This is a genomic window from Paenibacillus sp. LK1 (assembly GCF_002750415.1).
Lineage (GTDB): Bacteria > Bacillota > Bacilli > Paenibacillales > Paenibacillaceae > Paenibacillus > Paenibacillus taichungensis.
The window spans coordinates 45,957-68,530 of sequence record NZ_PEII01000011.1 but is presented as its reverse complement, the minus strand read 5'-3'; the positions used below and the strand labels follow the sequence as shown (position 1 = coordinate 68,530).

At 44.9% G+C, this 22,574-nt stretch carries 24 protein-coding genes and 1 other annotated feature; of the genes, 11 read left to right on the top strand and 13 right to left on the bottom strand.

The annotated features are described in order from the left end of the window. Positions 1–111: 111 nt before the first annotated feature. The 4 genes from CS562_RS22865 to CS562_RS22850 form a co-directional block, all read right to left on the bottom strand. On the bottom strand, positions 112–1,350 hold the full coding sequence (locus CS562_RS22865; protein ID WP_076289055.1) for an aspartate aminotransferase family protein: 1,239 nt from the start codon (positions 1,348–1,350) through the stop codon (positions 112–114). A gap of 90 nt (positions 1,351–1,440) precedes the next feature. Beyond that, positions 1,441–2,649, bottom strand: a complete 1,209-nt coding sequence (locus CS562_RS22860; protein WP_099858320.1) for an MFS transporter — start codon at positions 2,647–2,649, stop codon at positions 1,441–1,443. A 263-nt stretch (positions 2,650–2,912) separates the two neighbouring features. Beyond that, complete coding sequence (locus CS562_RS22855; RefSeq protein WP_099858319.1) at positions 2,913–3,545, bottom strand: DUF1963 domain-containing protein; 633 nt, start codon at positions 3,543–3,545, stop codon at positions 2,913–2,915. Between the two features lie 70 nt (positions 3,546–3,615). Next, positions 3,616–4,500 (bottom strand): hypothetical protein, encoded by an 885-nt coding sequence (locus CS562_RS22850; protein ID WP_099858318.1) that lies wholly within the window; start codon positions 4,498–4,500, stop codon positions 3,616–3,618. A gap of 200 nt (positions 4,501–4,700) precedes the next feature. Between CS562_RS22850 and CS562_RS22845 the strand changes: the two genes are divergently transcribed. Beyond that, positions 4,701–5,393 (top strand): pseudouridine synthase, encoded by a 693-nt coding sequence (locus CS562_RS22845; protein WP_076289059.1) that lies wholly within the window; start codon positions 4,701–4,703, stop codon positions 5,391–5,393. Between the two features lie 98 nt (positions 5,394–5,491). Here the strand turns inward: CS562_RS22845 and CS562_RS22840 are convergent, their stop codons facing one another. The 3 genes from CS562_RS22840 to CS562_RS22830 form a co-directional block, all read right to left on the bottom strand. Next, positions 5,492–6,415, bottom strand: coding sequence for a DMT family transporter (locus CS562_RS22840; protein WP_099858317.1), 924 nt, complete (start codon positions 6,413–6,415; stop codon positions 5,492–5,494). Next, entirely contained in the window at positions 6,412–7,263 is an 852-nt protein-coding gene (locus tag CS562_RS22835) for an AraC family ligand binding domain-containing protein (protein WP_099858316.1), read from the bottom strand. Before CS562_RS22835 ends, CS562_RS22840 begins: the two co-directional genes overlap by 4 nt. A gap of 204 nt (positions 7,264–7,467) precedes the next feature. Then, on the bottom strand, positions 7,468–8,595 hold the full coding sequence (locus tag CS562_RS22830; RefSeq protein WP_099858414.1) for an NADH:flavin oxidoreductase: 1,128 nt from the start codon (positions 8,593–8,595) through the stop codon (positions 7,468–7,470). 225 nt (positions 8,596–8,820) lie between these two features. Here CS562_RS22830 and CS562_RS22825 point away from each other — a divergent pair, with 225 nt between their 5' ends. Both CS562_RS22825 and CS562_RS33060 read left to right on the top strand, forming a co-directional pair. Further along, positions 8,821–9,078 carry a TetR/AcrR family transcriptional regulator gene (locus CS562_RS22825; protein WP_099858315.1) on the top strand — a complete coding sequence of 86 codons (258 nt, stop codon included), beginning with the start codon at positions 8,821–8,823 and terminating at the stop codon, positions 9,076–9,078. 12 nt (positions 9,079–9,090) lie between these two features. After that, entirely contained in the window at positions 9,091–9,405 is a 315-nt protein-coding gene (locus tag CS562_RS33060) for a TetR-like C-terminal domain-containing protein (RefSeq protein WP_257219592.1), read from the top strand. Between the two features lie 148 nt (positions 9,406–9,553). On the opposite strand, the gene CS562_RS22815 is transcribed toward CS562_RS33060, so the two are convergent. Further along, entirely contained in the window at positions 9,554–10,807 is a 1,254-nt protein-coding gene (locus tag CS562_RS22815) for a cytochrome P450 (protein WP_076289064.1), read from the bottom strand. 97 nt (positions 10,808–10,904) lie between these two features. Here CS562_RS22815 and CS562_RS22810 point away from each other — a divergent pair, with 97 nt between their 5' ends. The 3 genes from CS562_RS22810 (at position 10,905) to CS562_RS22800 (ending at position 13,021) form a co-directional block, all read left to right on the top strand. Continuing rightward, positions 10,905–12,062, top strand: a complete 1,158-nt coding sequence (locus CS562_RS22810) for a YhgE/Pip domain-containing protein (RefSeq protein WP_099858313.1) — start codon at positions 10,905–10,907, stop codon at positions 12,060–12,062. Positions 12,063–12,133: 71 nt separating this feature from the next. Then, a complete protein-coding gene (locus CS562_RS22805) occupies positions 12,134–12,679 on the top strand; it encodes a PadR family transcriptional regulator (RefSeq protein WP_180287207.1) in 546 nt (181 codons plus the stop codon). A 33-nt stretch (positions 12,680–12,712) separates the two neighbouring features. After that, positions 12,713–13,021 (top strand): Dabb family protein, encoded by a 309-nt coding sequence (locus tag CS562_RS22800; RefSeq protein ID WP_076289067.1) that lies wholly within the window; start codon positions 12,713–12,715, stop codon positions 13,019–13,021. Between the two features lie 110 nt (positions 13,022–13,131). On the opposite strand, the gene CS562_RS22795 is transcribed toward CS562_RS22800, so the two are convergent. Continuing rightward, positions 13,132–14,193: an S-layer homology domain-containing protein gene (locus tag CS562_RS22795; RefSeq protein ID WP_099858311.1), complete on the bottom strand. Its 1,062-nt coding sequence runs from the start codon at positions 14,191–14,193 to the stop codon at positions 13,132–13,134. Positions 14,194–14,548: 355 nt separating this feature from the next. Here CS562_RS22795 and CS562_RS22790 point away from each other — a divergent pair, with 355 nt between their 5' ends. Beyond that, positions 14,549–15,865, top strand: a complete 1,317-nt coding sequence (locus tag CS562_RS22790; RefSeq protein ID WP_099858310.1) for a nucleobase:cation symporter-2 family protein — start codon at positions 14,549–14,551, stop codon at positions 15,863–15,865. A 151-nt stretch (positions 15,866–16,016) separates the two neighbouring features. On the opposite strand, the gene CS562_RS22785 is transcribed toward CS562_RS22790, so the two are convergent. Continuing rightward, positions 16,017–16,457 carry a YhfM domain-containing protein gene (locus CS562_RS22785; RefSeq protein WP_076289070.1) on the bottom strand — a complete coding sequence of 147 codons (441 nt, stop codon included), beginning with the start codon at positions 16,455–16,457 and terminating at the stop codon, positions 16,017–16,019. 225 nt (positions 16,458–16,682) lie between these two features. Here CS562_RS22785 and CS562_RS22780 point away from each other — a divergent pair, with 225 nt between their 5' ends. The 4 genes from CS562_RS22780 (at position 16,683) to tyrS (ending at position 20,833) form a co-directional block, all read left to right on the top strand. Further along, entirely contained in the window at positions 16,683–18,152 is a 1,470-nt protein-coding gene (locus CS562_RS22780) for a protein adenylyltransferase SelO (RefSeq protein ID WP_099858309.1), read from the top strand. 66 nt (positions 18,153–18,218) lie between these two features. Further along, on the top strand, positions 18,219–18,677 hold the full coding sequence (locus CS562_RS22775; protein ID WP_180287206.1) for an Imm63 family immunity protein: 459 nt from the start codon (positions 18,219–18,221) through the stop codon (positions 18,675–18,677). Between the two features lie 5 nt (positions 18,678–18,682). After that, positions 18,683–19,132, top strand: coding sequence for a DMP19 family protein (locus CS562_RS22770; protein WP_099858307.1), 450 nt, complete (start codon positions 18,683–18,685; stop codon positions 19,130–19,132). Positions 19,133–19,231: 99 nt separating this feature from the next. After that, positions 19,232–19,453, top strand: a binding site (T-box leader). Positions 19,454–19,573: 120 nt separating this feature from the next. Continuing rightward, the gene (gene tyrS, locus CS562_RS22765) at positions 19,574–20,833 is read left to right on the top strand and encodes a tyrosine--tRNA ligase (protein WP_063563092.1); all 1,260 of its coding nucleotides are present in this window, start codon (positions 19,574–19,576) and stop codon (positions 20,831–20,833) included. 153 nt (positions 20,834–20,986) lie between these two features. Here the strand turns inward: tyrS and CS562_RS22760 are convergent, their stop codons facing one another. The 3 genes from CS562_RS22760 to CS562_RS22750 form a co-directional block, all read right to left on the bottom strand. Further along, on the bottom strand, positions 20,987–21,265 hold the full coding sequence (locus CS562_RS22760) for a YxcD family protein (protein WP_024630486.1): 279 nt from the start codon (positions 21,263–21,265) through the stop codon (positions 20,987–20,989). Between the two features lie 5 nt (positions 21,266–21,270). After that, positions 21,271–21,774: a hypothetical protein gene (locus CS562_RS22755; RefSeq protein WP_076289074.1), complete on the bottom strand. Its 504-nt coding sequence runs from the start codon at positions 21,772–21,774 to the stop codon at positions 21,271–21,273. A gap of 99 nt (positions 21,775–21,873) precedes the next feature. Beyond that, entirely contained in the window at positions 21,874–22,440 is a 567-nt protein-coding gene (locus tag CS562_RS22750) for a PadR family transcriptional regulator (protein ID WP_076289075.1), read from the bottom strand. Between the last annotated feature and the right edge of the window lie 134 nt (positions 22,441–22,574).

Genomic DNA, 22,574 nt, shown 5'->3' with positions numbered 1-22,574 from the left:
AACGGATTTTCCCCTCGGAAAAGGGAAATCAAATAAAATCCGGGGATAACAGCGATCAGAAGAACGATTCGTAACCGAAACGACCACTTCGAGCAATGGCATTGAAATGTTTTAATGGACGCTTGCAAGCACCGAATCGAGTCGCTCTACAATTTCAACCAACTCATCTTCTGTTGTGGTAAGCGATGGTCTGACCTTTACTACGTTCCCGAATCCGTAACGTGATCCTCTTAAAATCAGATGCTCATCCGTGAAGGCACGGTCGATAATGGCATTGGTTTTATCCGTATCCGGTTCATTATTGTCACCCACCATTTCCAATCCCCACATCAGCCCGACTCCGCGAGCTTCACCGATGCTTGGATATTTCATGGCCAAATCTTGCAGTAATCCGCCTAAGATTTCACCTTTGCGTTTCACGTCATCAAGGAATCCAGGTTCGGATACAACCTCCAGGGTAGATTTGGCAGCGGTTACGGAGATCAGATTGCTTCCAGAGGTGAAGGAATGTTCATGCTTTTCCAGTACATTCAATCGGGACTGCATCAATACCGCAGCAACAGGTACACCGATTCCGCCGAGACCTTTGGCAAGGGTAATCATGTCAGGTTGAATATCGAATAGTTCGCTGGCGAACATGTACCCGGTGCGTCCGATTCCCGTCTGTACTTCGTCGGCAATGAGAATGATATTGTACTCATCACACAGTTTACGCAGGCGCTTGAAATAACCTGCAGGAGGAATGATATTGCCGCCATTGCCGAGAATCGGTTCAATAATCATGCAGGCGACTGAGCCGGAGCTCGCATATTCTATAGCATCGGAGATAGCTTCAACGCATTGATATCCGCAGTCTCCGCTTGAAGATTTGAATGGGCAACGATAGCAGTATGGTGCAGGCACATGAACGGAGTTGGGAACAGCCGAATTTGGAAACCGTTTCCGTCGGAAGGCATTTCCCGAAATCCCTGTTGCAAACTGGGTCTGACCATGATGGGATAGGTACAGGCTGATAATGTCTGTGGATTGAGTGTATTTCTGTGCGATTTTGGTGGCACATTCATTGGCGGTTGAGCCCGTAATATCTCGCATCCAACCCGCATTAATATCGTTTGGAGCATATTCAATCAGATGATCGAGCACTTCATCCACATACGGTTCTGTGAAGGAGGAAGACATATGCGTCAGATTGCCGACTTGTTCCTGAATTTTGCTCACGACATGCGGATGATTGTAGCCCAGTGACAGATTGAATGTACCGGATACGCCATCCAGATATTCAACGCCTTCATCGTCAATCAACTTAATCCCTTGTCCGGTTCTGAAACGGTTTTTGGTTAAGGTTTGCATATGATTCCCTCCATAAATGTAATGTTCTAGCCTGAACGAAGATCAACAATTCTGGTTTACGCAGGCATCACCCCTCTCAAGAAGCAACGTTTAAATCTCTTTACTTTGATGTGCGAGAGTTCCACTTACGGTGCTGTTCCTTAAGTTCCAGAGATGAGAGAGAACGAGAGTGAGGAGTAGAATCAGACAAAATCCGGCCAAAATCCAGATCGTGTTTACTACAGGCCACGAACTCATGCTCCATCCGGTTACATACTGCAGGATGGCGCCACCGATACCGCCTGAGGCAATCAGGATGCTGGTTGTGCGCTCAGTCATGCCGGGAATCAGAATGTTGGCATAGACCAGTGCGATACAGAACAGTCCTGACATGAACAATCCGGTTCCGAAGATTAGCAGGTATGTTGCCCATTGGCCTGTTACGAACACCATGGCAACGGCGAACAGAAGTGTACCTACCGTACTCCAGATCAGGAAAGGCATGTAGTTGACGGCTTCAGCAATTTTCCCGGAAAAAAGACGACCGATAATCATGGCAATCCATAGAATGGATACGCTGAGTGAAGCGACAGATTCCTGTAACTGCAATCGTTCGACCAGAATGGAAGGCAAGAAGTTCATTAGGCCTAACTCCAGACCCATGTAAACGAAGAAAAAGACGACGAAGATTGTGAGCAGCCCCAGATGTTTTCTGGAATACTGGGATCTGCCCGTTGCATGTCCAACGGTATTTTCACCAGCTTGTTTCAGATAAGAAGCGGCGGAGGTGGGCATGGTCACCCATAACAGCATGAGAATAAGGGATAACGCGGAAACGGTATAAAACGTAAGATGCCAAAGATCCAGCCAAATGTATAAGGCAGCGACTGCCGGAATGAGAAGTGCTCCAAGGGCAAAATACACATCAAGCTTGGACATTGCTACTGCTTTCTGATTTTCCGTAAATTCTATCGTAAACGCACCAACGGAGGGTTCAATGATGCCAGACCCAAACCCGACAATAATGGTTAAAAGAAGAACAACTGTCCAGGATGGCAAGAATCCGAGAACGGCATAGGCAGTAACGATACAGATCAGGGCGATGGTTAACATGGATTTTCTGCCGATGCGAGCAGTCATGGAAGGAGCAACGAGCACCCCGACAAGAAAACCGAGGAACTGCAAAAACAACAAAAACCCGCCATCACTATAACCACGCTCATAATGTGTCAATAAGACGGGTAGAAGTGCACCAAGTACAACGCTGGTTATGCCGATTAATAGATAAAACCCGCAGCTTAAAGCGAAAATTCTTCTCATGTGTTGCCCTCCCTGAGATGGATATAAATTTTATATTATGTAAATAATGTTTCTTTCGTATATAACTTATACCATAATTATGCAATTGTACATGCTTTTTATTGTAAAATAATGTTAAATTTTGGCGAATGAATGATCTTTCTCACACAATGTTCAACCTAAAACGATTTCGTGTCGAAGCAAAAAAAGTTTCCTTGTCTGTAATTGACAGGAAACTTTTTGATGATCAGATCCTTATGAATAAACTTAAGCTATCGTCCCCACTAGGCAGTCTGCACAAAGAAAATTCCTTCCAAGGGTGCCTGAGCAGACGCAGGACCAGTTCGTAATAACAAATATCCGTTTGCATCGGAAAGTCCCAGTATATCCTGATAGGGATCAGGGAAATCCCCGGAATAAATCTGACAAACGAATTGATAGTCCTCTAACAAATGGCTAATTCCGTTCACACCGTTTGGTAGCATGGAAGAGAAAAATGAAAAGGCAGGGAAATCCTGTTCCTCTATCTCTATTTCCGTCAATCCTACTCCGCATAAAGGAATGGATTGAATGGGACATACGGAAGTTAGTGGCTCTGAAGATACGGATACATATGTACATCCAGCGAGAATATTCTCCTTCCATTCCAGCTCATCCCCCGTATAGGTTACCTGATCCAAAAAGTAATCCGAAGCGGAATAGGTGGAGAAGACCGAAATATACTTCCCAGGGGGCAACGAAGGGACATGCAGCTGTTGTAAAAGTGTATTGCAATCAATGGAGAACAGATGCAACAAGGGCTGACTCTCCTGATTAAGCGGCCAATCTGTAACATATGCGATTTCTCCGCCAATCCATATTCCAGTATTCTGGTTCTGAACATCAGGGTCAATTAAAAGTTGGGTAACTTTGTGCATGGGAAACTCCTTTTTATCTGGATTAAGCTGTTTATACAAACAGTAATTATTAAATATGACAGGGGACTGTTCAGTCTTTGAATTGAATCGCGTGTCCAAACAGCTTGCGTGCTTTGTCCCAATCGACGCCTAGTTTACCTTGCCAGCCCGCCCAAGGCATCTCCATATCAGAGCGGCCTTTGGTATTGTTAAGCAGCAATCCCCCGTTCAGGATATGCTCGTTGTTGGTCCAATGGTCTGCACTGAGGGAGAGAACTTGATTAGGCAGCACACCTACTCTGGACAGCGCTTGAAGGATACTTCTGCGAATTCCTGCGTGTCCTTTGACCAATTTCTCCGCAGTGAGTCGTTTCTCAAATTTTCCCGGAGACTCTTCATCGTCAGCCTGATCCAGCATATAAAGCAGTTGATTGAATATGTTGATATCCTCGGGAGTCGGTTTAATAGGTTCCTTCTCAAGTAAGTTGATGAATTCTGTTAGATCGGCGTATGCACCTACGCTTGACCCACTGTAATCATAACCCTGGTGAAGGGCGTAACGGATATTGGATAGATTCTCCCAGCCCTCATCGCTATGACTGAAACCGCAAACTCGGCAAGCAAGGAACTGTTCAGTTTCCTCATAAGCATGCATCTGCGAGTGAATCATCATATGGTAGCTTGCGAGCGTAGATATGCCTCGTGGATAACTGCCCCCGACTCCTGCAATAAATGCTTGGGTAATCGTCGACCAGGAAAGAAGTTCATGCTGTTGGAAAGCGATTAGTTGTTGAAGGATATCATCATGGTGGATCAGTTCGAGATCATTAGCCACCCAGCCCTGTGCAGTCAGTAGCTCCTGTTCTGCTGCAGTTAGTGTATCCGTTTGATAGATCATTACTTCTCGTGCTCTGTCATAATCACCATTGGCGTGTAAATATAACTTTTTAAGCACTCTCATACACTTTTTGTCCATGGTTAACTCCTTTTCTCAGTTTAATTTGGGTTTCCTATGTACCTCCGTATAACAATTCATTTGCTTCGTTTCATTATAAGTGAGATGATGTGGGATGAAAATCAGTACAAGGTACTACCCTATTGAACGAAGCCGATGAACTGACAACATAAGCTCGCTAATGAACAAGTGGCAATATTACAGATGAGAAGTGGTGGAGCATGCGAATTAACAAATACATAAGTGAAACGGGATATTGCTCCCGCAGGGAAACGAACCGTTTAATTGCAGCTGGGCGTATCACGATTAATGGTAAAGTGTGTGAAAAAGGTGCGGACGTGGAGCCTGAGGATATCGTGCTCATTGATGGCCAGGAGATTCCTTTCAATGATCGCGAGCCTGTTTACCTTGCTCTGAATAAACCCATCGGCATTGTCTGCACCGCAGCAGAACAGGTGGAGGGAAACATCATTCAGTATGTGAATTATCCCTCGCGTATCTTTGCGATTGGCAGGCTGGATAAGGCATCTGAGGGTTTGATTTTTCTGACCAATGACGGAGATATTGTGAACAAGATGATGCGTTCGGAGCATAATCACGACAAGGAATACGTAGTGACCGTTGACAAACCAGTGACAGACGAATTCGTTCGAGCGATGTCGCAGGGGGTTGAGATTATGAATGTGGTGACGAAGCCGTGTGAGGTATATAAGCATAGTGAGAACGTATTTCGTATCATTTTGACTCAAGGGCTTAATCTGCAAATTCGCAGAATGTGTAAAGCCCTGGGTTACAGAGTGCTCAAGCTGGAGCGCATCCGAATTATGAATGTTACGCTGGATGGACTGGAACGTGGACAATGGAGACATCTGGAGAAGCAGGAGTTGGAGAAACTTCTATCCATGTTGAATTAGAAAAAGGCATCGAAGCAATGTCCTTGGCAAAATGAAGAGAGGCACTAATCCGTCAGGATTAATGCCTCTTTTTTGAGTTATGGTAGACGAACCATGCACTATTGAAGTTTCGGCAACGTACTACCGTAGTCTTTTCTTTGTACTTTTTTCTCTGAAACGAATGATCCGACCAACGTTAACAGAGCCCCGAGCAGCGTTATCCAGGTAATCCGCTCATGTAGAATCAGTGCAGAAGCGACGACAGTAATGACAGGCACCAAATAAATGTACACACTTGTTTTGACGGCTCCCAGAAGACTCACTGCCCGGTTCCAGGTTACAAAACATAAGGCAGAGGCACCCAGCCCGAGAAAGAGAAGGTTTGAGAGGTTGGCCATGTTGGCGAAGCGCCCAAGATCGAAATGGAATTCGAATAGGAACAAAGCCGGAAGCATGAATAATAGTCCATAAAAGAATACTTTGCGTGTAGCACCGATAGTGTAATAGGGAAGTTCACCTATTTTGCGCATGAGTACAGAGTAGACCGCCCATACAGCAGGTGCCACGAAAGCGAGCAGATCCCCCAGCGGATTCAGTTGCAGAATAAAACTGCCGTTGAATCCAATCAGGATAATGCCAGACAAGGCAATGACGAAGCCCACGATAAACCGCTTGTGCAATCTCTCTCCATCCAGGTAGAAATGTGCAAGGACTGCGGTAAAGAATGGGGCAATTGAAACAATAACACCTACATTGGAAGCGAAGGTATACACTAGTGCAATATTTTCAATGAGAAAATATAACGTAACCCCGCATAATCCAGCACCGATAAACAGCATTTCTTCTCGAATTGAGGTAATTCTCATCAACCGCGGATAGATCAGGAAGAGCACCACATAGCCTATCACGAAACGGAAAAACAGAATCTCCACCGGGGTGAATTCGATCAACAGCACCTTGGTGGAGATAAACGTTGTTCCCCAGATCAGGATCGTAAGTAAGGCCAGCAGATGTCCAGTGGAGATTTTGTTCTGACTTGTCATGAATGATCATCCGCTATACGCTTTGAATCCACTTCATGGTTAAAGATGCGTCTGTATTGCTTGGGCGTCAAGCCAATTAGCTTTTTGAAAAAATTCGTAAAGTGACTCTGGTCACTGAAACCTGTCTGCGCGGCGACCTCGATTGGGAGCTGGCCTTGTTCCAATAGCCGTTTGGCCTGATTGATGCGAATCGTTTCTAGGTAGCGGTAGGGAGATATCCCTTTTTGACGAGTATATAAACGCAACAGATGGTATTTGCTCAGCCCTGTTAACTCGACTAACTGGTTCAGCGTAATGCTCTCCATATAATGAGTCTCTATGTACTCGCATACGCGACTAATCTCGATGGTGACGTCCTGGGTGGAAATAGGCGGTTCGGCATCCGCATATTCTCTCATCAGCTGTTCCAGCAGAAAGAGCAGCAGCTCTTCTTTGTGAAAGTCAGCTTGCTCTTCCAAAATCATCTGATGCAGCTCATACAAGGAAGTAACATGTTCGCTCTGATAGAATACAGGGGAAGTAAATCGTGGCAAGTAATCTTGTCCGGTAATTTCCTGTACATATTGGCGCATGACCTCAGGTTGAATGTTGATGCAACGATAATCCAGGGTTCTGCCGTCCACCTGTTCGCAGGCATGGGGATCATGCGGATTAAAAATAATCATGTCTCCAGTGTTCAGCATATATTCTTCGTTATTACATACAAGATGGCGCTTGCCTTGCTCAATAAATCCAATGACGTAGTAGTCATGAAAATGATTGGGGAATTTCTGCATAATGCCTTCGAATTGATAGGCTTCGAGTTGTAGATCGGTATCGAACACGACGGTTCGCACTTCACGAGTCACCTGCTGCACCTTCTTTCTGGTAAGTTAAATGTCATTATAATATGAAAAGAAGGGACTTTCTTGGATGATATTGCTCGCCTGTTTTGTGTACACATGTAAAAAAACCAAAATACCCGCTGTCCCTAACTAAATGGATGACGAGTATTTTGGTTCAATTATAGCTCATTCAATGGATAACCATATGAATTCGGTCCTAAATTAATCTTATAGCAACGTAACAAGCGCTTCTGGCGAAAAGGCCTGAATTTCATTCACGCGGCCATCACGGATCTTCACAGCCCATGCCGGATCCGCGAGAAGTGCGCGTCCAACGGCAACTAGATCAAATTCCTCCTGTTCCAACCGATGAAGAAGATCATCCAAATCCTTGTGTCTTGCACCTTTACCTTCCGTATAGAGACTGGTAAATTCATCATCCAGACCGACAGAGCCCACGGCTATCGTTGGTTTGCCTGTCAGTTTTTTCACCCAGCCGGCAAATCCAAGTTCCGAACCATCATATTCCGGCTCCCAGAAACGTCGTGTTGAGCAGTGGAATATATCGACGCCGGCCTCTACCAGCACATTCAGGAATAGCTCCAGCTTATCCGGTGAGTCCAGCGGTTTGACGTAATAATCACTCATTTTCCACTGCGACAAACGAATGGCAATCGGGTAATCAGGACCCACGGCAGCACGAATCGCTTGAATAAGTTCGGTAGCGAATTGCGTACGCTTGATAAGATCGCCGCCATAGCGGTCTGTCCGTTTATTTGTTCTGTCCCAGAAGAATTGGTCAATCAGGTAACCATGTGCTCCTTGAAGTTCGATGCCGTCAAACCCAAGCCGTTTGGCATGAACTGCTGCGTCAACAAAAGCTTGAATGATGTTGGTGATTTCTTCGTCTGTCATCGGTTCACCCGTCAGATTTCCCTCGAGATCAATACCCGACGGCCCAATGGACGGAGCTTCCGGATAAGGCTGTGATCCCGCTGGACGAGCCATACCCATATGCCAAAGCTGTGGAAAAATCTTGCCCCCGGCTTCATGGACTTGTCTGACGACTTCTGCCCAGCCGTTTAATGCTTCTTCGCCATGAAAGCGGGGCACGCGTGGTTCGCTGGTTGCCGCCGGATGGTCAATAGTTACACCTTCGGTAATAATAAGTCCGACGCCATTTTCAGCACGTCTGCGATAATAAGCTGCTACATCGGAGCCCGGTACACCATCTGGTGAGAAAGCCCGACCCATAGCGGGCATAACGATACGAGACTGCAATGTTAAATGATGAATTGTATAAGGTTGAAACAGATTTTCCGTCAATTGAACTTGTTGCTGCTGACGATTACTCAAGTCAAACACCTCCATAATAGTGCACCTCCAAGCGGGGTATGAGTGCAATATTATCAATGGTGAAAGGCTGCATCAACCGACGATTTAACCAATGTGTTGCTTAAGCGAAGCCACCATAATAATGTCGGTTTAACCATGGATTACTTGTTGACCTAACAGTAGCTATCTATAATAGAAGCATTGAGAAGTATGATTACAAGATCGATTAAAAGGGGTACTTTGTATATGTCAGGTGAGTTTTCTCCAAATCCCAATGATCCACGGGTGATCCGAACCCGTCAATTAATTCAGGATGCGTTTTTTTATCATTTGAATAAAAAGGATTTCTCAGCTATTACAGTTCAGGATATTACGCAAAAGGCGACGATTAACCGGGCCACATTTTATGCCCATTTTGCAGACAAATATGAACTGCTTGAATCCGTTTTGTCCTATGCTTTCCAAGAATATGTGCTCAAACAGATTAATGTAGGGGCACATTAGACAGAAGAGACCCTGAAGCAACTGGTGATCTCGTTATGTAATTATCATGATTCAAGCAACCAATGTATCAAGAAATATGAGTCCGTAGCGCCAATCTTTGAGGAAAACATTAAGGCTCAGTTAGAGAAGCTTGTTCTGGAGATTGCCATGAGTCAAACAGATGGTGCGGAGCCGCCCAGAACATTGGCGTATTTGGCAACGATGCTGAGCTGGTCTATCTATGGGGTGACGTATCGTTGGAATCTGGAGGAGAGGCAGGAATCCCCGGCTGAGTTGGCCGAGCGAGTGGTGCCGTTTATGATGAGTGGGACAGGTTTGTTGAATTAACGAACGGTAGAATGGAAGGATAAAGGTTATTTATAAAGAAAAGAGTAGAGAAAAAGAGCAGAAGGGATCTGCTCTTTTTGTTTTGAGTGTATCCATAGAACTTATAGTGAAGATTATCAATTTATAAATGAATTTACGTCAGAAGTATTTACTTATACAACTTCATCGGAAGACTTGTTAAAGATTGTCCAGCCGCAGAAGGGATCAGGTTTTCCTCCAGATTGAATCCTTGCAAGGGTTCAATGCTGGTGAACGTTTTTAGAAATGCGGTCAGTACAATTTTGGCCTCTAGACGGGCCAGAGGAGCCCCCAGACAGAAGTGAGTACCAAAACCGAACGCAAGCTGTTTATTATTGTTTGAACGATGAACATTCAAGGTGAACGGATCTTCGAACATATTCTCATCCATATTGGCTGCACTCATCCACGCTACGATAGCGTCTCCCTTTTTCAGTTTAACTCCGAGCAGATCGTTATCTTCTTTGACCATACGGTCCATTTTGCTGATGTGAAACCTGTATCTCAGCATTTCCTCTACCGCGGCTGGGACAAGCTCAAGGTTATCCCTGAGTTCGGCATACAATTCCGGTTGGTCATATAGAAGGGCATAGAACGAGTTGGCCAGCAGGTTGCTTGTAGTTTCTATACCGGCGCCCAGAATAAACATGGTGGTTCGCACAATCTCTTCATCTGTAAAGTGCTCGCCATCGAGCTCAACCTGGATCAGGTCTGATATGATATCTTCTCCCAGATTGGATCTTTTGGAAACAACGAAGGGATACAAGTACTTGAAGTATTCCTCCCCGGCAATCTTTTTCATTTCGTTAATTTGATCAAAAGTGGCATCGGTAGTAGGCATAAACATGGTGTCCACCCAATCTTTGAACAAATGACGATCTTTGGAAGGGATGCCGAGCAGGTCAGACATGATAATGACAGGAAACATGCTCGTATAAGCTTCAACAATGTCCACTTCCGATTGACCTTCAAATTCTCTGATCAGCTCTTCGGCCACTGCCTCTATTCTCGGTTCCCAGAGCTTGAGACTTCTGGGTGTAAATGCACTTGCCAGCAATGATCTCCGCTTGCGATGTTCAGGCGGATCTACATTGTGAATATCCAGCTTGTCCGGCATATGATGCTCGCTGTCCGCACCTTTTTCTTCGCTTGAATATCCCACATTAACAATTGATCTTTTTCTCACACTGGAGAAATGCTCGTGATCATTAAGCACGGTTTTGACAAGATCATACCTGAATACATGCCAGGAATCGGTCTCTTCATTGTAGATGACGGGTTCCTGATTCAACATGCTGCGATACCAACGGTAGGGACTGAATTCTTCTTCTTTCGATTGGAAATTCGTAATTTCTGACAGAGAAATAATAGAGCTCTTCGTCATTCTTTTCGCCTCCTTGGTTGGTCTCATTGACAAATATAACAAATAAGAGTACTTTAATTCAAGTGGTTTAAGTTGAGACAACAAGGTGGAGTAGAGAGTGAAGAACATACTGAAGCACGGCGGAGTCAAGGCAGGCATATTCATGATCGTTTTTTATCAAATTGTAATGTTGACCGTTTTTATGTCGGGGTATAGCGCAATCCCCAAAAATGTAACGAATCTTACGGTTGCCATTGTCAACGAGGACCAGCAGTCCGGTACAGGATTTGTACAAAAGTTGCAAGAACAATTGCCATTTAAGGTAGTTACCAACGAATCATTAGAACAGGCGAAGACGGGGCTGGAAGACCGGGATATTCATATGATCATACGTATACCAGGTGATTTTACGGAGAAACTGTCTGAACAGGATGGTAAAGCTCAGTTACAGTACCTGATTAATGAATCGAACCCAACAACAATCACGAGCTCCATGAAAAATGTTGCAGCTGAAATCACCGCGCAGATGGGTGCACAGGTTCAGGCACAGAGCTTCGAGGGTGTGCTGAGCAGTATGCAGGTTCCTGCAGAGCAATCGAAACAGATTGTGGAATCCACTATGGGCAAAGTGTCATCTGACATTGTTCTGAGCAACCCGCAGCCAGCAGGCATGCAGAATCAGATGGCACCGATGTTCATCACCATGGCGCTCTATGTTGGAGCCATGATCTATGCGATGCAAAGCATTGGCGGAATGAAGCAACTGCAAGGACAGATGGGGAAATGGAGAGCATTCTTTGCAATGCGAGGTACGAACCTGCTTGTTTCCATCCTTGCTCCACTCGTAGGGATCGGCATTTATTTTATGGTGCAGGGGTATGGCGTGGAAGTATTCTTGAAAATGTGGATGGTACACAGTTTACAGCTGTTTGTGTCAATTGAGTTCACCAGCATCTTTATCATGCTTCTCGGTCAAGGCGGAATGCTGATCAATATGATATTTGTACTCAGCCAATCTATTGCAAACGGGACGTCTATGTCACCGGAGATGATGCCAGGATATTTCAAATTCGTGAGTCACATCACACCGATGTTCTATTCAACGCATCTGGATTATAATATTCTCTTCGGCGGAGGGAAGACGGTAGAATATACGGTTGGACTGGCATTGGTGGGCTTGGGAGCCTTTGTTATCAATACGGCTATTCATCATTTCAAAAAAGCCAAGCAAATTGATACCGTACAAGAACCTGTACAACAGCCCGTTATGATATAAAATAGAAGTTATGAGGGTAGGCGATCAGGAAGAAGCTGTACCCTTGGAAGAGCAGAATGGGGGCAGTCACAATGTCGATTCAAATATTTATACTCGGTGCACTAAGTGAAGGGAATTATTATCCCTATGATATTAAGAAGCGAATTGGTAAACATCTGGATCAAACGGATGCCAAGATTACCGAGGGCACCATTTATTATAATTTTGAAGTGTTGCTGAAGAAGGGTCTTATCGAGAAGGTAGAAACAATCCAGACTGAAAATCGCCCGGACAAAACGACATATGGAATTACCGAAAAAGGACGTCAGTCCCTGGAAGAGAGCATATATAAGGTGTTCCAGAAGTTTACGAACGTACAGTCCTTATACGCTGCGTTGGTCCATTTGGATAAGGTTGATAATCAGAAGATTGCTTACTTGATTGAGGATATTATTGAGAAAATGAATAAGAGGCTGGAATACATTGATTCTAATACACCTCAGGAGATTGATCTTCAGGAGGATTTGAAAGATGCATTGTTCTTGATGAGAGATCATGCCTACCACTCGATACAGAGTGATGTGCTCTGGCTTCAAAAGTTGCTGCATCATGTTCAGCGCAGAGTATTAAAGAGCTAAATAACTTGTTACAGGAATGAGGAGGAGCAGGTAATGTATGAACACTTGGTTGTATTCAAATTGAACGATAAAATTACTACGGTCAAACAGCAGGAATTGGTAGCTCAATTACTCGCCTTACAGGAACAGATTCCTGGAATTGTGGATCTCACCGCAGGCATTAATGTAACCGAGGAGACCGATCATATTCAGGGCTTCACACTTGGCCTGAGAGTGACATTTGAAGATCAGGAAGCGCTGCGTGCTTATGGTCCACATCCTGCTCATCAGGCATTTGTAACCTCCCTGAATGAGTGGGTGGAGAATGTGATTGTTGTCGATTATCCGATCCCCTCAAGATGAGGGGCTTGGAATCACTGGTTGCCTGAAATAGCTGTTTAATGGTTTATTGAAATAACAAAAAGCACTGAACCCGGTTCAGTGCTTTTTGTTATATATCAGTGTTTCTGATGTTATCCCTCATAAGGTAAAACCGCGTAGATTTTCCAGGTGTTATCATCCATTTTCTTGAGCCTATACAACCCGTCTAATGAAATGGTTTCTTCGTTTAGGTCCTTACCTGCATTGATGCTCGTTTTAATTTTGCCGCCATTCGCTTCCAATACGGCATATTGATTGGAGCGCTCCACAATGGAGAAAACAGGTTTGGAGATCCATTCAATATCCAGCTGGGTTTGCTCATCCAGAGCGGATGTCAGATCATCAAGTGAAGTGAGATTAAAGGAGAGCTGATAACCGGTGTAATATGTAGCATAGATATCAGAAACTTGATCGTAGCTGTGTTCAGACATCGCCGTAATCTCCTGTTCGGTTGCGTTGGAAGCCAGAGTTATCAGTTCAGTTGTATCAGGGAGCTGGGTTTGTTCCAAACGTAAAGCCCGCTCTAGCATGACAACCGATTGGGCGCGAGTGGCTTTCGCAAACGGTTGAAACGTGGTGGTCGTCATACCCGAAACGATCCCTGTTTGGCTTGCTTTTGCAATGGCCGAGGCTGCGTAATAGTTGGGGACATCCTTAAAGGTTTTGGCAGAGCCTTCAAATTGGATGGAGCTGGAGAAAGTCCGTACAACCATAACGGCAATATCTCCGCGGGTGATAGGGAGATCTGGACCAAATTCAGTACTGGATATGCCTCCAACTACGCCAAGTGAACTAGCGATCCGGACCGCATCGGCATACCATTTGCCTGCGTTCACATCATTAAAGGCTTTCCCTTGAGCAGTGCTATGTAGCCCTGCCGACTGTACAAGAATAGAAACAAATTCTGCACGGGTAATGGGATGATTGGGCTTGAGAGCCACTTCGCCAGTACTTAGGGGATACCCGTTTAGTAAATCAGCATTAACGAAGTTGTCAAGGGTATCGTATGCCCAGTGATCGTCAATGTCTGTTGGATAGTATAAGTCCAACGATTTGTAGGAATCGGCAGCAGCGGCCTTATTCCAAGGACAGGCTAGTAACACTAAAAGCATGGTTAAGTAAAATAGGGTGATACCTTTAAAATTTTGTCTCATCTAGGAAGTTCCTCCCGAATTTCTCAAATTTGCCGTTAATCATCATAACAGAGATCAAGAGATTGATCTAAAGGAAATCTTTACTACTAAATCGTGACGTGTAATTATCCTTAGCGAAGAAGTATGAAGAGTGCAACGTTATTCAACCTTTGTTGTTATATTAACTGACATGTAATAGGTCGGGTTATGTGTTAATTTTGTATAATGCGCATAAAAAGACTGAATCTATTTATATTTTGTAACAATTCCACAACATGAATCATGGAACTTGAAGCAATTGTTTATATAATGTGAATCAACATAACATGATTTTTGCAGCGGTAAAGTGATTCTAAATTACAGGGGGCAGGTAGGGATGAGAGAAACCAAGAGAATGAGGATTTTTTCACTGGGAATTCAGCACGTATTGGCGATGTATGCCGGGGCCATTTTGGTTCCGCTGCTTGTGGGAAGGGCGTTAAACCTGACTGCAGAACAATTGGCGTACCTGGTATCGATTGACCTGTTAACCTGTGGTATCGCGACATGGCTTCAAGCACGTAAAGGGAAGTATTTGGGGATAGGCTTGCCAGCAGTTCTTGGAAGCTCATTTGTTGCTGTGACTCCGATGATTGCGATTGGATCACAATATGGAATTCCAGCCATTTACGGTTCCATCATTGCAGCAGGAATATTCATCGTTATATGTGCTGTCTTCTTTAGTAAAATCGTCAAACTGTTTCCTCCCGTAGTGATTGGAACAGTCGTAACCATTATTGGTCTGGCGTTGATTCCAACAGGTATCAAAAACATGGCAGGCGGAGCAAACAGCGAAAATTTCGGAAGCTTAGACAATCTGGCCCTCTCATTCGGAGTACTGCTCTTCATTCTGGTGCTGAATCGATATGCTCGCGGCTTTGTCAAATCCCTCGCAGTTCTCCTCGGTATTATTGTGGGTACTCTCGTCGCTGCCCTCATGGGAAAAGTGAATTTCAGCTCTGTTCAGGAGGCCTCCTGGTTTCATTTGCCCCAGCCCTTTTACTTTGGATGGCCAACCTTCGAAATCGGCCCCATTATTACAATGATCATTGTAGGTACGGTAGTTATCATTGAATCAACAGGTGTATTTATGGCTTTGAGTAAAATTTGTGATCAACCAATCAACGAAAAGGATCTGGCACGAGGATATCGCGCAGAAGGTCTAGCGTTTGTGCTTGGTGGAATCTTCAATGCTTTTCCGTACAACACATTTGCCCAGAATGTCGGTTTGGTTCAGCTCTCCAAAGTGAAAACGACCAATGTGGTTGTTGCTGCCGGGGGTATTCTGGTTTTTCTCGGACTCATCCCCAAAGTTGCGGCATTCGCAACGATTATTCCCAGCGCGGTACTCGGCGGGGCAACAGTGGTTCTGTTCGGCATGGTGGTCTCATCTGGGATTAAAATGCTGCAACATGTGGATTTCAGCAAGCAATCCAATCTGTTAATCGTTGCTTGTTCGGTCTCACTCGGTCTTGGCGTCACGGCTGTGCCTGATCTGTTTGCCCAGCTGCCTCAAAGTATCCGCATTATTGTTGGTGATGGTATTATCACAGGCAGTCTATGCGCCATTCTGCTCAATATCTTCTTTAACCTCGGATTTAAAAAGGAGAGTCTGCCCGTACAGCCTGTACAGGCTCAAGAAGCACATACGTAAGATTGTCTTGTTAACTTGCATGCGATCTGAGTAAATTGAACAGACCCAAGATGGTAATCATTGAGGTGGAATGATCGGAATGACTCCCCCTTACGAATAAACCTCTTGGGTTTTTATATTGGGTTGAACTGTGGAGTACGAGTGGCTGGTTTTATTCAACATACCCCGGAAGCTTTTCACCTGTGATTAGTTCGAAAAGCTTGGCAGATTTCTCCTTAGTTAATTGAACATAGGTAGGCTTGCTTTCAATGATGATTTCAACCTGATCCTGATGGGGACTGATCCAGAGATTATAGATGTCACTTTTATCTGAGGAAGTTGTATTCTTTTTCTCAAAAAAGAATTTATAATCCGGAGGCCGTACCATATCCGCTATAATGTGGTTCGATCGAATGGAGCGGGTGATGCTCCTAATGGCATGCACCTGTGCTGGATCGGTAATTTTTCTATACAGAGTGTATTGATTGGAGTTCTCAACCGGTTGTTGAACGATAACCTGATTTCCCTTTGATTGTATGTTGTCCGCTGAACACCCGGTAAGGCACATGAACAAAAGTGTCATACAGCCAATCACATAGATATATTTTCTCAATCTGATCCCCCCCTTGAAACTTAAACGGTGCCTCGGGTATGAAAGTTACAGCAGGATGAATGCAAAAGGGATATAAATATGCTAAAGTTTCATCATGAACATGCTACATGTTCTTCCCGTTGAATTTCCATGCGACTACATAAATGAGCATTGGTTCACAAGGCTAAAATAAAACGAAGAGATATCCTGATATCGCTTGGTTACAGAAAAGGAGTTGTGATCACCATGCAACAAGAAACGTTGAAAAAAGGCTGGCACTTTGACAATAGTTATGGACGTTTGCCACAGACCTTTTTTACAAATCAGGGTGCGGCACCTGTTCAAACACCGAAATTGATCATCTTCAATACATTGCTTGCAGCCAGCCTGGGGCTGAATGTTGAGGCTCTCAACAGTGATGAAGGAGCGGAGGTGTTTGCAGGTAACCTGATTCCGGAAGGTGCCGAGCCTCTGGCTCAGGCCTATGCAGGTCATCAGTTCGGCAATTTTAACATGCTTGGTGATGGACGGGCTTTGCTGCTGGGAGAACAGATCACGCCACAAGGCGAGCGAGTGGATATCCAGCTGAAGGGTTCGGGAAGAACCCCATATTCTCGCGGAGGCGATGGACGTGCTGCTGTTGGGCCAATGCTGCGTGAATATATTATTAGTGAAGCGATGTATGCACTGGGTATTCCAACAACGCGAAGTCTGGCGGTTGTATCTACTGGAGAAAACATTACACGCGAAACAGAGCGACCTGGTGCAATCCTGACTCGGGTGGCTTCAAGTCATTTACGTGTAGCAACCTTCCAATACGCAGCCAGATGGGGATCGATTGATGAGCTCAGAGCATTGGCTGACTATACACTGAAACGCCATTTTCCCGATATTGCCGAAGCCGATAATCGCTATCTCCAGTTACTTCAGGAAGTCATTCGTCGACAGGCTTCACTTATCGCTAAGTGGCAACAGGTTGGTTTTATTCATGGCGTAATGAATACAGATAATATGGCCATCAGTGGTGAAACCATCGATTATGGGCCGTGTGCGTTTATGGATGCCTACAATCCAGCGACGGTATTTAGCTCCATTGATACGCAAGGTCGGTATGCATATGGAAATCAACCGTATATTGGCGGCTGGAATCTGGCTCGGTTTGCCGAAACGCTTCTGCCACTGCTGCATGAGGATGAAGAACAGGCTGTACAAATTGCTCAGGATGCCATTGCACAATTCTCCGAATTGTATCATCACCACTGGCTCTCGGGAATGCGGAGCAAACTGGGCTTGTTTAATGAAGAGGCTGAGGATGAAGTGTTAATCAGAGATCTTCTTGAATTGATGGAGAAGCATAGTGCAGATTACACGAATACGTTTCTCGCACTAACCTTTGATACGCTCAACGGAGCTCCCTTGTTCGACACTTCAGAGTTTGCGGAATGGAATGAGCGTCGCCAGGCAAGATTAGGCAGACAGCAAGAAGGGAAAGAAGAATCGCAGCAATTGATGAAGTCTAACAACCCGGCGGTGATTCCTCGTAATCATCGGGTGGAAGAAGCACTGGACCGAGCAGAGAATCACGGAGATCTTAGTGTTATGGAGAAACTTCTAGCTGTTCTTTCCAACCCGTTTGAACATTCTACCGAACAGGCTGAGTACGCGGAACTGCCTACGCAGTGCGATACCTCCTACCGGACTTTCTGTGGGACCTGATTGAAAACTTGTTATGAAGAGGCTGCCATTGGCAGCTTTTTCATTATCATGTCAAAAGGAGATTTTATGTCCAACATACTAAGCAAACCAGAGATTGCAAGAACTCTTTTTCAGTTGCTTGAGCGGACATCCTTCCGCAGGCAGCATATAGAGAACTATGTTAACCGCTTGTTTGAGAGCTTTAAAGGGGAAGGTGTTCCATATGTAGAGAGTGAAAATGATGCATATATAGTTCGTATATACGAGCGTGGCATGGTCATGTTGGAAAAAAGAATGGAACAGACGGAAGAAGTGATCTACTGGCTGCTGGAGGATATCATTTTTACGGCAGCGCATGTGGAATTGCTGAAACGATATGGTGTGGATAATAAACAGACACATTTGAATTACACAAACGCAGTGATGCAAGAATTGACCCAAAGTATTGAGAAGGCTTTCCAACAGCTTGGAGAACCTTACTTGTATTGGCATCAGACGGGTAAACGGCAAGATCTGGAGATGCTGGAACCAAGAAAAGAGAGGTGATTGACATGAGTGAACAGGATATTAATGATGTGTGGTATGAATATGCGTTAACCTTTGTGGGGAAAAAGAATGAATCCGCTCAGGGCTGGGCTGCGTTAACAACGAATGAACAGGAAATTGCTGTTTTATGGCTGCTAGAGGTGGACGTCTTTAACGGTGGTTTTGTTCAATTTTTCTGCAACTGGGGCGAAGAGGCATACCTTTACGCATTGCAGGCATTACATACCATTGGTGCGACTCAAGTAATGGACATCATAAAGTCAGCATATGGCTGCATTAAGCATTTGGGAGAGGATGAAAGAATTGCTGAACTGTGGGATATTCCTAAGTTTCTAACATCAGAGGAGGAACACCAGTTGGATACGCTGGATCAGCAATTTTGGAACAATGAAGATCAGATTGCAGAAAAGGCATATGCATATTATCACGGGAAGTTGAACATGATGTCTTTATAAGTTTGGCGTAGGCACTCATCTGTTGCTCTATATAAAGATTAAATACTTGGCCTTGCAATGATATTAACGTTCGGCTATACTGGCTATAAATTGAATACATGAATTACGTTGATAGAGCGCAGTAGCGGCTTTGTCCCTGTTACAGAAAGTCAGGGGTTGATGGAACCTGATACATACAAGGGCTGCGAATTACACTCTGGAGTACTTGGGTAATGCCAAGCGGAATGGCAAACGATATTATGCTGAAAGCGGTATGGACAACGTGTGAGTTGTTGTCTGTGCAAGTTGGGTGGTACCACGGTTATGATAATCGTCCCTTATGTCTATTGAAGACAAGGCGGCGATTTTTTTGTGTCCAAAAAAGCCTCGCCCGGCTTAGCTCCTTGTGAATTAACGTAGATCATGGCCTAATACCAATGCATAGAGAAGGGGTTGTTTGTTTTGAATATTATTGATGAACTGGAATGGCGCGACGCCATTAATCAACAGACAGATGCGGAGGGTCTGCGTGAGCTGACCGAGACCACGTCGGTTTCATTGTACTGCGGGGTTGACCCTACAGGAGACAGCATGCACATCGGACATTTGATTCCGTTCATGATGCTGAAACGTTTCCAACTCGCTGGGCACCGTCCAGTCATTCTGATTGGTGGGGCAACAGGGACTATTGGTGATCCAAGTGGTCGTCAATCGGAACGTTCCCTTCAAACGTTGGAAGAGGTACAGGCCAATGTGGACGCTCTGACTGCACAAATGAAAAAGCTTTTCGTAACGGATGGTGACAATCAGGTACGTATGGTCAACAACTACGACTGGACACACAAAATCAATGTGATTGAATTTTTGCGTGACTACGGTAAAAACTTTAACCTCAACACAATGCTGGCTAAAGATGTAGTTGCGAGCAGACTGGAAGACGGAATTTCATTTACCGAGTTTTCGTACCAGATTCTCCAATCGCTCGATTATCTGCACCTGTTCCAACATGAGGATGTACAGCTGCAAATCGGCGGTTCCGATCAATGGGGCAATATTACAAGTGGTCTGGACCTGATCCGTAAAAAAGAAGGGCCAGAAGCAAAAGCTTACGGTCTGACAATCCCACTTATGCTTAAATCTGACGGAACGAAATTCGGTAAATCCGCAGGAGGGTCCATCTGGCTGGATGCGAACAAAACGACTCCATTCGAATTCTACCAGTTCTGGGCGAACACGGATGACCGTGATGTCATCAAATACCTGAAATACTTCACGTTCCTCAGCAAAGAGGAGATTGAAGCTTTGGCTGAAAAGGTAGAAACGGAGCCGCACAAGCGTGAAGCACAAAAGGCACTCGCTGAAGAAATGACGAAATTTGTTCACGGCGACGATATGTTGGAGCAGGCGAAACGCATTACCGCAGCACTCTTCAGCGGAGACATTCGTTCCCTCACAGCCGACGAAATCGAGCAGGGCTTTAAAGAAATGCCGACCTTCGAAACCGATGGTGAAGCAAAAAATATTGTAGACTGGCTCGTGGATCTTGGCCTGGAGCCATCTAAACGTCAGGCGCGTGAGGATGTCACCAAAGGGGCTATCTCCATGAATGGTGAGAAAGTGACGGAGCTTGAGTTCACGGTCTCTGCAGAGCACGCAATCGGCGGTAAATTCATCATTATCCGCAAAGGCAAGAAAAACTACAGTCTGGTGAAATTGAAGTAGCCATAGGATTACAGTATGAATCTTGGGAAGGTAGATACAAAGGTTTCATCTTCCCAAGGAACACAAAAAAAGGACCGTCTCCAATCATGTCAATGACATCATGGAGACGGTCCTTTTTATATTCCATCCGCAAATGGCTTATTAGTTATTCATTTATTGATTCACAATCGCTGTAATCTCTTCATCCAGATCCAGTCTTACATTCTCACGGTAAGCCCGAATGTCGTATTCACTGTGCAGGTAGCGCAGGATCGCTTCAATCATGTTGGATTCGACCAGATACTGACTGCGGCCTTGAATCCAGACTTCTGCGGAATATCCCGTATCTTCTTCCCAGCTCAGTTCCACATTGACATCGGTTGGGCGAACACCCTTGCGTTCAGCCATGTGAATGCAGATCGCGTTTACAATTTCATCCATGCTTAGAACCATAGAGATTAGTACCGTCCGTTTCTGTTACGGTCATCATCATCACGATCATTACGGCGGTCATAACGACCATCTGCTGCTGGTTTACGGCGATTTGTAATGGCTCTGAACAGGGCCATCGCGAGCATCACGATCAGCATGATTGCAGCTACGTTTACGAGCAATCCAAGAATGTTACCCAGAGCGCCCATGCCACCGAACAATCCGCCGAACATCATACCAGCAAGACCGCCCAGCATCATACCTTTCATAAATCCACCGCCACCGCCGAAGAATCCGCCACGGTTCGTTGTAGCTGCTCCATTGGAGTTGTTATTCGTATTAGATTTGCTCACATTACTGTTGGAATCGGATTTCTTAGGTGTGTTGGTATAGCTTTTTGTTCCTGATTTGAAACCGCCACCACGTCTAGCATCAGCAGAATCCGGATTCGCGACTCCGACTGTTGCAAACAACAATGTAAAGGCCATGAAAACCATCATGAGATGTTTAATTCCGAATTTTTTCTTCATTGTAAAGATCGTAACCCCCCGATTAATTTGTTTGATTCGCCCAAAAATGGGCCTTACTCAAGTAATACGGTCAACTTACAGGAACGTTTCAAATTTTGTTTAATTTTCTGAAATACTTGGACAAGGGTCCTGAATTGCCGCTTGACCATCGAGTAGTTGGGTTACCCAGTTACACCATTCGATGCCTGTTTGCGCGTTCATTAACCCTTTTTGTACCAGAATGTAACTTCCGAATTCCCGACTGCCTACTCGCAAATTATCCTGAGGTATACGGGATTTCAAATCCTCGAAATAACGGATGCGTTCCAAAAACCAGTTTTTGCGCTCATTCAGAATGCGTCTCATGCTTCCATCTTCCGCAATGCCGACACATAAAATACGCAGATTGAACTCGTCACGCGTAACCGGAGCGGTAACGGGAGTGATCATCCATCCCAGCAGTTTTTCAATACCTTTTTCCGTGACTGCATACATTTTTTTGTCCGGTTTGTCAGACTGTTGCACCCAGCGGGAGGCTAAAAGCTCATCGTTTTCCATTTTGGAGAGGAGCGGATAGATCTGACTGTGTTTAGCCTGCCAATGGGGCTGGATCTTCAGCATTAGATCATAACCTGATGACTCCTCGCGGGTAAGAAGCCCGAGCAATCCGTAGGAAAGTATGTTCATGCACATGTCTCCTTAATATTAGGGCTGGGCCAGCAAAAACAATGTAAATTGCTTTCTTTGACCGCTTTCATAAAAGTGTACACTGAAACTGTATGGTTTGACAACCTGACAGAACAACTGCCTCAATTTAGACA